At 63.8% G+C, this 11,957-nt stretch carries 8 protein-coding genes and 1 pseudogene; 3 read left to right on the plus strand and 6 right to left on the minus strand.

Features of this window, described 5'->3' with window-relative positions:
* Positions 1-586 (plus strand): annotated as a pseudogene (locus E5W70_RS21450) (D-alanine:D-lactate ligase-like protein); the annotation flags it as partial.
* Here E5W70_RS21450 and E5W70_RS21455 read toward each other — a convergent pair.
* The 6 genes from E5W70_RS21455 to dnaK all read right to left on the minus strand — a co-directional run bounded on the left by E5W70_RS21455 (position 583) and on the right by dnaK (position 6,247).
* The gene (locus tag E5W70_RS21455; RefSeq protein WP_292662023.1) at positions 583-870 is read right to left on the minus strand and encodes a DUF1330 domain-containing protein; all 288 of its coding nucleotides are present in this window, start codon (positions 868-870) and stop codon (positions 583-585) included. The pseudogene E5W70_RS21450 and the gene E5W70_RS21455 sit on opposite strands and share 4 nt — an antisense overlap.
* A gap of 27 nt (positions 871-897) precedes the next feature.
* Positions 898-1,611, minus strand: a complete 714-nt coding sequence (pyrF, locus tag E5W70_RS21460; RefSeq protein WP_292662025.1) for an orotidine-5'-phosphate decarboxylase — start codon at positions 1,609-1,611, stop codon at positions 898-900.
* Positions 1,608-2,204 (minus strand): NADPH-dependent FMN reductase, encoded by a 597-nt coding sequence (locus E5W70_RS21465; RefSeq protein WP_292662028.1) that lies wholly within the window; start codon positions 2,202-2,204, stop codon positions 1,608-1,610. The genes pyrF and E5W70_RS21465 overlap by 4 nt, the downstream gene beginning before the upstream one ends.
* A 61-nt stretch (positions 2,205-2,265) precedes the next feature.
* The gene (pmtA, locus tag E5W70_RS21470) at positions 2,266-2,871 is read right to left on the minus strand and encodes a phospholipid N-methyltransferase PmtA (RefSeq protein ID WP_292662030.1); all 606 of its coding nucleotides are present in this window, start codon (positions 2,869-2,871) and stop codon (positions 2,266-2,268) included.
* A 116-nt stretch (positions 2,872-2,987) separates the two neighbouring features.
* Complete coding sequence (gene dnaJ / locus E5W70_RS21475; protein WP_023679852.1) at positions 2,988-4,118, minus strand: molecular chaperone DnaJ; 1,131 nt, start codon at positions 4,116-4,118, stop codon at positions 2,988-2,990.
* Between the two features lie 212 nt (positions 4,119-4,330).
* The gene (gene dnaK, locus E5W70_RS21480) at positions 4,331-6,247 is read right to left on the minus strand and encodes a molecular chaperone DnaK (protein WP_023679851.1); all 1,917 of its coding nucleotides are present in this window, start codon (positions 6,245-6,247) and stop codon (positions 4,331-4,333) included.
* A gap of 570 nt (positions 6,248-6,817) precedes the next feature.
* Between dnaK and E5W70_RS21485 the strand changes: the two genes are divergently transcribed.
* Entirely contained in the window at positions 6,818-8,794 is a 1,977-nt protein-coding gene (locus E5W70_RS21485) for a hypothetical protein (protein WP_292662040.1), read from the plus strand.
* A 10-nt stretch (positions 8,795-8,804) separates the two neighbouring features.
* On the plus strand, positions 8,805-11,957 hold a 3,153-nt coding region (locus tag E5W70_RS21490), incomplete at its 3' end, for a hypothetical protein (RefSeq protein WP_292662042.1).

Genomic DNA, 11,957 nt, shown 5'->3' on the forward strand with positions numbered 1-11,957 from the left:
TGTCCTGACAGAGCGCGAAAAGCGCATCGTCGGCGCCAAGATCGGCATCTGGCCGGATTCGCGCTGCCACGATCTCGGCCATGCGCTGGAGCTTAGCCGGCGCGTCTTCGCCGCCTATCGCGACGATGTCGTGGTCCAGCCCTATGTCGCCGGGCGCAACGCGCGGGCCAGTTTTCTCGGATTGAAGCCGGATACCGGCGTCGAGGCGTTGGGCATCGCCTTTGTCGATTCAGGCGACGATTTCCAGACCATGCAGGACAGCCTGGCGCTTTACGGCAATACCGGCGAAGCGGCGAAAGCGTTGGGAACATACACAGAGCCGGCATTGCTGCCGGTCGCCGACGGCCAGCCTCGAGCCGATGCCAGAATCCGTCGCATCGCCGGAAACCTGATGGTCGGGCTTGGCCTGAGGGATGTGTTTTCCATCGACTTCCGGGTCGAAGCCGACGACAGCGTGCACCTCATCGAGTTCGAGGTCTGCCCCGGCCTGCCCTGCTTCGATTTCCGCGATTACTGTCGCCGGCAATGGGGCCTGAGCCTCGCCGATGCGATGGCGGAGGCAGCGGCGAACCGGCTTCTCGCCTAAATCCCTTCGACCAGAACGATTTCGCCGTCAGCAACCTTCTGGCGGATTGCGACTGCGCGCTGGTATTCGGGCGAGTGGTAGCAGTCATGCGCCGCCCCAAGCGACGGAAACTCGATGATCACGTTGCGGTCGCGGCCCGGCCCCTCTGCCTTCTCATGCGCGCCGCCGCGCGCCAGGAACTTGGCGCCGAAGCGGTCGAAGGCCAGCTTGGCAGCTGCGACATAGTCCTTGTAGCCTTCCGCATCGCGTACATCGACGCGAGCGATCCAGTATCCCTTGGGCATGGCTTTTCTCCGGGTTAATTCCTGGCGTCAGGCCGAGCGCATTTCATCCAGGATCGCTTCCGCCGCCGCCCGCCTGTCGGCCGCGCCGACGATCGGCCGGCCGACGACGAGATGGCTGGAGCCGTTGCGGATCGCCTGCGCCGGCGTCACCACGCGTTTCTGGTCGCCATGGTCGCTGCCCTTCGACCGGATTCCCGGCGTCACGACGGCCAGGTCGGGGCCGACGATGCGGCGCACCGCCTCCGCTTCCTCGGCCGAGCAGACGATGCCGCCCATGCCGGCATGCAGCGCCTGCTCGGAGCGCCTCAGCACCAGCGTATGCGGATCATACTCATAGCCGGCGTCGATCACGTCCTGCTCGTCCATCGAGGTCAGCACAGTGACCCCCAGCAGGCAAAGGTCGCTGCCCTTCGCAGCCTCGACCGCCGCCTTCATCGTCTTCGGATAGGCATGGATGGTCAGCATGCTCACGCCCATTTTGACGATGTTGTCGACCCCCTTGGCTACCGCGTTGTCGATGTCGAGCAGCTTCATGTCGAGGAAGATCCTGGTGCCGCCGCTGGCCAGCTCGCGGGCGAAGTCGAGCCCACCGGCAAAGGCGAGCTGGTAGCCGATCTTGTAGAAGGAGACGAGTCCGTCGAGCTCGCGCACCGCCTTCTCGGCCTCCTTCAGCGTCGGCAGGTCGAGGCCGACGATCAGCCTTTCCTGCATTGTGTCGGCATGCGCGGCGTCCGGGATCATGCCTCGATCCGCGTCGACAGCATGCGCGAGGTCTCGATCAGCGTGCGGCATAGGTGCTCCATCGATTGGTGTAGTCTCTCGTCCCTGAAGTTGCCCTCGTCGTCGAAGGCGTTGCCGCCCTCCGGCACCGAGCATTCCGGTGTCACCACTTCCATCCGGCAGCGCACCAGCACGGCGCGCAGATGGTTGATGCAGCGTATCCCGCCGAAGGGTCCATTGGAAGACGAGCAGAGGCCGGCGACCTTGCCGGCAAGCGGCCTGAACGTCCGGCCGCCATCCTTGCGCAGCTGGCTCACCCAGTCGATGGTGTTCTTGAGCAGCGGCGGAATGGAGCCGTTATATTCGGGCGTCGCGATCAGCAGCCCGTCATGGGCGGCGATCATCCGGCCGAGCTTGACGGCGTTTTCGGGAATGCCTTCGTTCTTTTCCAAATCCTGGTCGAGGATCGGCAGCGGATAGTCGGCGAGCGAGATGCGGGTCACCTCGGCGCCCTGCATGGCAAGTTCCTTCTGTGCCACGTCGGCGGTCCTGCCGCTATAGGCGCCGCTGCGCACCGAACCGGCGAAGACAAGAATTTTCGGGATCACAGCCATGGGTCTGCCTTGTCACCCGATGGGTATTAAGACAAGTGCTATTCAAACCCAACGCTTCAATTCATGCGGCACCGCGCCGATAGATCCAAAGCTGCGTCGGCGGAATGTTGCGGATAACGAAATGGAAATGCTCGACCGTATAGTCGCCGCGGCCCGGCGGGATCGGCGACAGCGGCCCGTAAGTCAGCTGCACGATCGGCCGGCCCGCCGGGATACGGTCGAGCAGGCTCTCGACATAGGCGATGCGCTGGGCGACAGGGAAATTGAGCAGCGGCACGCCCGATATCACAGAATCGAAGATCAGGTCGCGCTTGTCGCCAAGCGTCGCGTCGAGATTGAAGGCGTCGCCCTCGATGACGTTGACGCCTGGATAAAGCTGGCGCAGATGGCGCACGAAATCAGAGGAATATTCGACCGCGTAGAGATTCTCAGGCTTTATGCCCTGGGCGAGGATGGCGCGCGTGATGACGCCTGTACCGGGCCCGACCTCGAGCACCGGCAGGCCGGATGTCGGATCGACGATCGAGGCCATCTTGGCCGCGGTGATGGAACTGGTCGGGACGATCGAACCGACCGCCTTCGGCTTGTCGATCCAGCCCTTGAAGAACTTCAACTCGTCGTCGAACTTTTCCGCCAGCGTCTTTCGCAGTCCGGGACTACGCGTCATCGAAAGTCCTCCTCAACGCCCCCTCGCACGCTACTTAGCAGTTACGAGGTGCAAGACAAGGCGAATCCCCGGATAAGGTGTTGATGACGCTCGGGAAGCGTTTCCAGGGATCAGCTTCAGTGCTCGCCGAACGTTTCGAAAAAATCCTTCATGCGCGCGAAAAATCCGCTCGACTGAGGCGAATTGTCTTTTGAGGAAAGCTGCTCGAATTCCTCCAGCAATTCGCGCTGGCGGCGCGAAAGGTTCTGCGGCGTCTCAACCACGGTCTGGATGTAGAGGTCGCCGATATTGGGCTGGCGCAGCACCGGCATGCCCTTGCCCTTGAGGCGGAACTGGCGACCGTTCTGGGTGCCTTCCGGCACCTTCACCTTCGTCTGGGTACCGTCCAGTGTCGTCACCTCGAACGAGCCGCCAAGCGCTGCCGTCGTCATCGAGATCGGCACCTTGCAATAAAGATCGGCGCCGTCGCGCTGGAAGAACTCGTGCGGCTTGACCGCGAGGAAGATGTAGAGATCGCCCGACGGGCCGCCGCGCAGGCCGGCCTCGCCCTCATTGGCCAGCCGGATGCGGGTGCCGTCCTCGATGCCGGCAGGGATGTTTACCGACAGCGAGCGCTCCTCGGTGACACGCCCCTGGCCGGCGCATTTCGGGCACGGATCCTTGATGGTCTGGCCGCGCCCCTGGCATTGCGGGCAGGTCCGCTCGATGGAGAAGAAGCCTTGCGTGGCGCGCACCTTGCCGTGGCCGTTGCACATCGAGCAGGTGACGGGCTGGGTGCCGGGCTTGGCGCCGCTGCCCGAGCATTCCGAACAGGAGATCGAGGCCGGCACGCGAATTTGCGCGGTCTTGCCGGAAAATGCCTCTTCCAGCGTAATTTCCATATTGTAGCGCAGGTCGGCGCCGCGCTCGCGGCCGCCGGACGAGCGGCGCTGGCGCCCGCCCATCATGTCGCCGAAAATGTCTTCGAAAATGTCGGCGAAGCCGCCAGCGCCAAAGCCTTGCGCCCCGCCATTCATGCCGCCGTGCTCGAAGGCGGCGTGGCCGAAGCGATCATAGGCGGCGCGCTTCTGCGGGTCCTTCAGTGTCTCGTAGGCTTCGTTGATTTCCTTGAACTTGTGCTCGCAGGCATGGTCGCCTGGGTTGCGGTCGGGATGGAACTGCATGGCGAGCTTGCGAAAAGCGCTCTTGAGCTCCTTCTCGTCGGCGCCCTTTTGCACGCCCAGCGTTTCGTAAAAATCAGCTTTCATGTTCTCCCGCAGTCCGGATATTCAACGTCTTGAAGCATCGTTGCGTCGTTTGCCGGCACGCTGTTCCGATTTAGGTGTGATGGAGCCGGGATGCCAGTGTCTACGAGGCTTTGTCCGCATTTTTTCGGGCAGTTCCGCGTTTTTCCGGTAAAGGGTTGCAAAAAAGCCCGGCTGCGCGCCGGGCTTTTTCCTCACCTGTACCGTCAGGCGGTTCAGGCCGACTTCTTCTTCTCGTCGTCTTCGTCGATTTCCTCGAAATCGGCATCGACGACGTCACTGTCCTTGGCAGCATCAGCCTTGGCGTCGGCCTCGGCGGCTTCCTTCTGCGAAGCCTCGTACATGGCCTGGCCGAGCTTCATCGAGACTTCGGCGAGCGTCTGCGTCTTGGCCTCGATCTCGGTCACGTCGTCGCCTTCGGCAGCGGTCTTCAGCGCCGCGATCGCATCGGCAATCGCCGTGCGGTCGGCCTCGGAAACCTTCTCGCCATATTCCTTCAGCGACTTCTCCGAGGAATGCACCAGCGCCTCGGCCTGGTTGCGGGCCTCGACCAGCGCGCGCCGCTTCTTGTCGGCTTCGGCATTGGCCTCGGCGTCCTTGACCATCTTCTCGATGTCGGCGTCCGAAAGGCCGCCGGACGCCTGGATGCGGATCTGGTGCTCCTTGCCGGTGCCCTTGTCCTTGGCCGAGACGTTGACGATGCCGTTGGCGTCGATGTCGAAGGTAACCTCGATCTGCGGCACGCCGCGCGGCGCAGGCGGGATGCCGACCAGATCGAACTGGCCGAGCGCCTTGTTGTCGGCGGCCATTTCACGCTCGCCCTGGAAGACGCGGATGGTCACCGCCGACTGCGAATCCTCGGCCGTGGAGAACACCTGGCTCTTCTTCGTCGGAATCGTCGTGTTGCGTTCGATCAGCCGCGTGAACACGCCGCCCAGCGTCTCGATGCCGAGCGACAGCGGCGTCACGTCGAGCAGCAGCACGTCCTTGACGTCGCCCTGCAGCACGCCGGCCTGGATGGCGGCGCCCAATGCGACGACCTCATCCGGGTTGACGCCCTTGTGCGGCTCCTTGCCGAAGAACTGCTTCACGATCTCCTGAATCTTGGGCATGCGGGTCATGCCGCCGACCAGGACGACTTCGTCGATTTCGCCGGCCTTCAGACCGGCATCCTTGAGCGCCGCCTTGCAGGGATCGATCGTGCGCTGGACGAGATCCTCGACCAGGCTCTCGAACTTCGCCCGCGTCAGCTTCAGCGTCAGATGCTTGGGGCCGGTGGCATCGGCGGTGATGAAGGGCAGGTTGATTTCGGTCTGCGTGGTGGACGACAGCTCGATCTTGGCCTTTTCAGCCGCTTCCTTGAGGCGCTGCAGGGCGAGCTTGTCGTTCCGCAGGTCGATGCCCTGTTCCTTCTTGAACTCGGCCGCCAGATATTCGACCAGACGCATGTCGAAATCCTCGCCGCCGAGGAAGGTGTCGCCATTGGTCGATTTCACCTCGAACACGCCGTCGCCGATTTCGAGCACCGAAATATCGAACGTGCCGCCGCCAAGGTCATAGACGGCAATCGTCTTACCTTCCTTCTTGTCGAGACCATAGGCAAGCGCGGCCGCCGTCGGCTCGTTGATGATGCGCAGCACTTCGAGGCCGGCGATCTTGCCGGCATCCTTGGTCGCCTGGCGCTGGGCGTCGTTGAAATAGGCCGGAACGGTGATGACCGCCTTCTCGACCTTCTCGCCGAGATAGGCCTCCGCCGTTTCCTTCATCTTCTGCAGGATCATTGCCGAGATTTGGCTGGGCGACTGCTTCTTGCCGCCGGCCTCGACCCAGGCGTCGCCATTGTCGCCCTTGACGATCTTGTAGGGGACAAGCTTCTTGTCCTTCTCCGTCACCGGATCGTCGTAGCGGCGGCCGATCAGGCGCTTGACCGCGAAAATGGTGTTCTCAGGATTGGTAACCGCCTGGCGCTTGGCCGGCTGGCCGACGAGGCGCTCGCCGTCGCTGTTGATGGCGACGATGGAAGGGGTCGTGCGCGCGCCTTCCGCATTCTCGATGACCTTGGATTCCTTGCCGTCCATGATGGCGACACAGGAGTTGGTTGTTCCCAGATCGATACCGATTACTTTTGCCATTGTTCTAATCTCTCCGCTAAGCAGGCTCTCAGGACCCGTACAGGCGTTCCGACGAAAGCCCCTGTTCACAAGAAATTCCGCTCCGGCAACCGGCATTCGGCGCTGGACGGCTTGGCGCGTATATAAGAACACGCTGCGTGGCGCGCAAGCATTCTGCGCAAGGCGTTCACCATTCATCGCGGTTGATCGGATTCGGGACCGGCAGGCCCGTATTTTCCGGCGATGACCAGCCGGCCCGGCCCCCAGCCCATGAACCTTTCCGTCTCACCCCGCGACTGACGCTCAGGTGCCGCGTGGTGCGGCCCCGGAAAGGAAACCCCATGACCACAGATCCAGAGGCTCCATGGTCTCCGGGAACAGCAGGAGCTCAGCGCGATCATCGCCTTTCGGGACCGGGTCGATGCGCTGGGCTTTTCGCTGGTTCCGTTGACCCTGCGCGGACGCAAGCGTATCGTGACGTTGAGGAAAGCAGACAATTCGATCAGGGATGAACGTGCCGGAACGCCGCGCCTTGCCCTGATTTGCGCGCCGGAACCGGATGTTTCTCCCATGACCTGTGGGGGGAGATCCATGTCTTGCGACCACGGCGCGTTGGTGCGCTCTCGTGCCGGCCGTTTGCGCCGCGCCATCCAGGCTGCCAGCGGCCAGGCTGCCAGCGGATTGTCGATCTTGGCGCTCGCCGCTGGGCTCTGGCTCGGTGGCTCGGCCCAGGCCCAGGAAACCCAGATCATCTATCCCGGCTCGATGGCAGTGACCGGATTCTCCGGCACCATCATTCCCAATTTCGAGGAAGGCCTGCCGCCGGGCGTCGATCCCGTCGACGAAACCTTTATCGACACGGCGCGCGCGACCTTGCGCATCTTCGACGTCTCAAGGCTGGGCGGGCCGGCGTCTGGCCAATTGGTCTTCACCCCGCCACCGTTCGAGGTCACGGCCGGGCAAATCGGCCAGGTGTTCGGCATCGCCTATGACGACGGCGTGCGCGACGGCGCTCCATCGGCCATTCCAAACCTCTATGCCGGCGCCACGTCGCTGCACGGCATCCGCATCGTCACACCAGATGGCGACGGCGACGGCCGGCCGGAGCGGCAGCGCCGCGGCACGGCTGACGCGGTCTTCATGGACGGCCAGTTCGGCACCGAAAATGGCGGCGGCCCCGGAACGATCTGGAAGATCGACGGCATCACCGGCGCCGTCTCGAAATTCGCCGATATCGACGCCAATAGCGGCTCGGGCATCGGTGACGTCACTTTCGATAACATCCACCGCCAGTTCTTCGCCAGCGATCTCGACACCGGCCTCATCCACCGCATCGACGCCAATGGCGCGCTGCTCGACACGTTCGACCACGGCATAGCCGGCCGCCCGGCGCACGGGCTTGCCGCCCTTGCCGACGACGGCTCGGTGACGGACATCCAGGGTGCTGCCTTCGACAGCGAGGAACCCGACAGCTGGGGCTACACGCAGGACGAGCGCCGCGTCTGGTCGGTCGCCTATCGTGGCGGCCGGCTCTATTATTCGGTCGGGGAAAAGGCGGAGATCTGGTCGGTGGGCATTGCCAGCGACGGCAGTTTCGCCGGCGACCCGCGCTGGGAACTGACGGTCAAGGCCGACAAGGATTACGCGGTCACCGACATCGCTTTCGACAACAAGGGCTTCATGTATCTGGCCCAGCGCGGCCCGGTGGAGAACCGCTACGACTACAGCCAGTTCGCCGATTCCGGCAAGGGTGAGGTCATCCGCTACTGGCGCGAAAACCCGGACGATCCGGCGACGGAATCGGCCTGGGTGGAAGTGCCGCAGGAATATGCGGTCGGCTTCCCGCAAGACAACCGGCAGTCGGCCGGCGGCCTCGACCTGCAATATGGCTACGATGCCGAAGGCAATCTCGATACCGGCGTATGCACCGACACGCTGGTCGACACCGGCGACAAGTTGCGCGACAATCCGGAGTTCGCCGAACGGCTCGCTGCCGGCGGGCCGCTTGCCGTGCACGGCGTGCAGATCACGCCGACGGCGGTGGTCAAGCCGGCCAACGTGCCGCCTTTCGGCTCGTGGTTCGTCGACTTCGACACTTATTTCGAAGACCCGGAAGTCGAAGGCCATGTCGGCGACGTCGAGGTCTGGCGCCCCTGCGAAGGCCGTGCCGGCTATTACGAGCAGGTGCCGGGCGGCTATCTGCCACCGTTCTATCCGCCGGACTTCCCGCCCCCCGGCAATCTGCCTCCTTGCCTCGACGTCGAGGATGTCAGGTATTTCTGCACCCCCTCCGGCCTCGAGGCCGATCTCTATCTCCATGACCATGCCGGCTTTGGCGGCGATTCGATCAAGGCTCTGTCCAGGACGCCTGGCGTCGGGGTGACTTCACCCCTGTCGCATGCGCCCGGCGCGCCATTCACGATCGGCATCACCGGCCATTATCCTGGCGACAGGGTCGATGTCGGGCTCTGCTTCTACAGGCAGTCCGACCGCGACAAGGGTGGCTACTACCCTTGCTGCAAGATGACCTTGCCGCTCAGGACCCCAGCCGTCAGCTGCGAACCGTGAGGAGGGGAAGATGAGCAATCTTGCACTTTCCCTGCTTGCGACGAGCAGCCAATCAACCGGCAAACAATCAATCGTCATGGAGACCATCATGAAACCCCTGTCACTCGCCAGGCGCGGCGCGCGCTGGCTCTTGGCGGCCGGTATCGCGGTCGCCATGCTGAGCCCGCTGCAGGGCTTCGCTGAAGACCTTGCTCCGGCCAAGACCAAGCCTGCCGATGCGGTCACTGTCATTCCCGATACCAAGCTCGATTTCGACAATCCTCGTATCGTCAATCCGGAGCCGGGCCGGATCGTGCCCTTCTTCACCAAGAAAGGCACCCAGCGAGGCTGCGACTATGTCGTATATTCGCTGAGCTTTGGCTTGCGCGGCAATCCGCAGGGTTTTGCCAGCCCGGGCCTCGCGGCCATGCTGAAAAAGGTCAGGCTCGATTTCAGGGACCAGCTCCCGCATGGCCTGCGCATCGTCGGCGTACATGTGACCGGCGACGGCACCGATGCGTCCGGCGGACCGCTGCCCGGCGCTGCGATCAGCAGTTCGGCTGGCCCGGACGATACCGCGACGGTGTCCGATTTCCGGATTTCCGCCAGCGATCTCGACGGCATCGGCGCTGCGAACGAGCGCGTCATCACGTTCCAGATCACAGCCAAGATCGACCATGCGGCGTTTCCGTCGCCGACGATCGTTCACAACCAGGGCGTGGTCAAGGTGAGCCGCGAACGCGGCGCCGGCATCGAAATCCTGTCGCAGGATCCGGGCAAGCCGGACGACGGCAATTATCTCACGGGTGCAAAGACCTCGATCAAGATCGACGTCACCAGGTGCAACCCGCCGCCTCCACCTCCCGGCAAGGAATGCTTCAAGGTGGAGCGCGGCACGGTCGATTGCGTGCCCGGCGGCGGCGCCTTCATCTATCATATGCCGTTCGGCCCAGAGATGGCTGGCAAATGGGTGCAGCTTTCGACGACGACACCCGGCATCACCATCATTCCCGACACGCAATTGGTGCCGGCGGGCGGCGGTGTGCTCAATTGGAAGATCGTCGGCGCTTCACCCGGCGACGTCATCCACATCATCGTCACCGGTATCGAAACCTATGCCGGCCCGAAGGAGGGCTGGGGCCTGTGCTGCACGCAGACCATCGACATCGTCATCCCGCGTGATCAGCGCTGCCCGCCGAAGGACAAGGAACCGGATCTGAAAGTCGAAAAGCGCGCCGACGTGCAACGTTGCACGATGGGCGGCGGCTGCGACTTCACCATCAGGGTCACCAGTGTCAGCGATGCGCCCTACCACGGCAAGATCGTGCTCGACGAAGTCACCCTGCCGGCCGGCTCCACCCTCGATTCAGGGCCGAACCCGCCCTGGGTCTGCGCGCCTGCAACCACCCCGATGATTTGCACTCATCCGGTGACCACGCTCAGTCCGGGTGCCTCTGTCGACCTCAAGCTCGGCTTCAAGCCGGCCGCAGGCTGGCGAGGCAGTGTCTTGCGCAATTGCGCCACTTACAATTACGGCGCCAGCGGCAAGCCGCTTTTCGGCAGCCAGCAAAACGATCGCGGCTGTGCTTCGATCCCGGTCTGCCGGCGTGGCGATCGTGACCGCGACTGCCGGCCGCCGGTGGAGAAGAAGATCGATCTGATCCTGAAGAAGCGCGCCCGTACCGAATTCTGTTCGGCCGATGGCGTCTGCACCTTCGTGATCGACATCATCAACAATGGCAGCGTCCCCTATAATGGGCCGCTGACGGTCGTCGATACCTATCCGGGCGGCGTGCCGGCATCCTCGACCTTCGGCCCGACGCCGCCATGGACGTGCGGGCCGAACGGCCCCGGCCAGTTCCGCTGCGACAATGCCGGCATAGTGCTGTTGCCTGGCGCCTCGACGCCGATCTTCGTCAGGGCGGTGATGCCGGCCAACTACCGGCCCGATAGTGTCGAGAACTGCGCCGAGGTGAAGGCTATTCCCGGTGAGAACGACCTCACCAACAACAGGGCCTGCGCCAAGGAACGCATCCGTCATCCGAATGGCGGCCAGCCGGCCCTGCGCATCACCAAGGTGTGCAATGGCTCGCTGGCCGGTGCTGCGGTCGTTTCCTGCCGCATTACCGTCATCAGCCTGGGCACCACTGCCCCGACCGGTCCGGTGCGGGTCAACGATGCCGCGACGCTGATAGCCGGCGGAGCGCCGGTCCAGATCCAGACCGTCACCCCAGACGGCGCGGAATGGGCTTGCGGACCGGTTCCGGCCAATACACTGTCCTGCCAGATTCCCGGTGGTGTTATGACGCCTGGAACCAGCCGCCATTTCGACGTGACGGTTGCCGCGAACGGCGAATTCGAGAACTGCGCACGCGGCTCCTACGGCCCGGCTCCGGGAGACGACATCGTCTATCCGATCGGCCAGGCCTGCGCCAAGGGCGGCGCCTCGACCATCCGCGTCGAGAAGACCGGCGACGCCGAGTGCAAGCCCGGCCAGCCCTGCTCGTTCGAGATCACCATCACGAACGATGGGACGAGCGCCTTCTCCGGTCCGGTTCGCATCGGCGATGCCATCGGCGTCGAAGGCCTCGGCCGGCTGGAAGGGGTTGCGATCACCTCGATCGATCCGCCCTTCGGCTGCTCGCCGGAGCCGGCAACCTTGCCTCTGTCCTGCGTCGCCAATTTGACGATCGGCGCCGGGGAAAGCCACGTGCACAATGTGACCGTGATCATTCCCGACGATGGCCGTCTGGCCAATCTGCAGGGCACCGTCAACGGCCAGAACTGCGTCGGCGTGCTGTCTCCGAACACGCCGGTGCAAGGCGGTGGCGACGTGTTGTCCCGCGGTGCGGCCAACGTGCAGGGTGATCGCGGCAAAGCCTATGCCTGCCATCCCTTCACCATCAGGAATGAGGTGAAGAAGGAATGCTCGCAAGGCTTCGTCATGAACGACGCCGGCAACTGCGTCTGCCCGCCCGGCACGACCTTCCGCAATGGCCAATGCTCGTCCGGCGGCGGCACGGTCATCGTGCCGAAGCCAAGACCTTGCGTTCTGCTCAAAGGCCAGATCCGTACCGAGGACGGACGCTGCGTCTGCCCGCGCGGAACCGAACTGGAAAACGGCGCTTGCGTGGGGAAAGAGCCGAAGCCCGAGCAGTGCACGATCCGTGGCCAGATCCACGAC

Source organism: Mesorhizobium sp., assembly GCF_005063415.1.
Lineage (GTDB): Bacteria > Pseudomonadota > Alphaproteobacteria > Rhizobiales > Rhizobiaceae > Mesorhizobium.

Coding starts and splice junctions, on each gene's coding strand:
- E5W70_RS21455 (WP_292662023.1), bottom strand. CDS start 870: ATGCCCAAGGGATACTGGATCGCTCGCGTCGATGTACGCGATGCGGAA.
- pyrF (WP_292662025.1), bottom strand. CDS start 1,611: ATGATCCCGGACGCCGCGCATGCCGACACAATGCAGGAAAGGCTGATC.
- E5W70_RS21465 (WP_292662028.1), bottom strand. CDS start 2,204: ATGGCTGTGATCCCGAAAATTCTTGTCTTCGCCGGTTCGGTGCGCAGC.
- pmtA (WP_292662030.1), bottom strand. CDS start 2,871: ATGACGCGTAGTCCCGGACTGCGAAAGACGCTGGCGGAAAAGTTCGAC.
- dnaJ (WP_023679852.1), bottom strand. CDS start 4,118: ATGAAAGCTGATTTTTACGAAACGCTGGGCGTGCAAAAGGGCGCCGAC.
- dnaK (WP_023679851.1), bottom strand. CDS start 6,247: ATGGCAAAAGTAATCGGTATCGATCTGGGAACAACCAACTCCTGTGTC.
- E5W70_RS21485 (WP_292662040.1), top strand. CDS start 6,818: ATGTCTTGCGACCACGGCGCGTTGGTGCGCTCTCGTGCCGGCCGTTTG.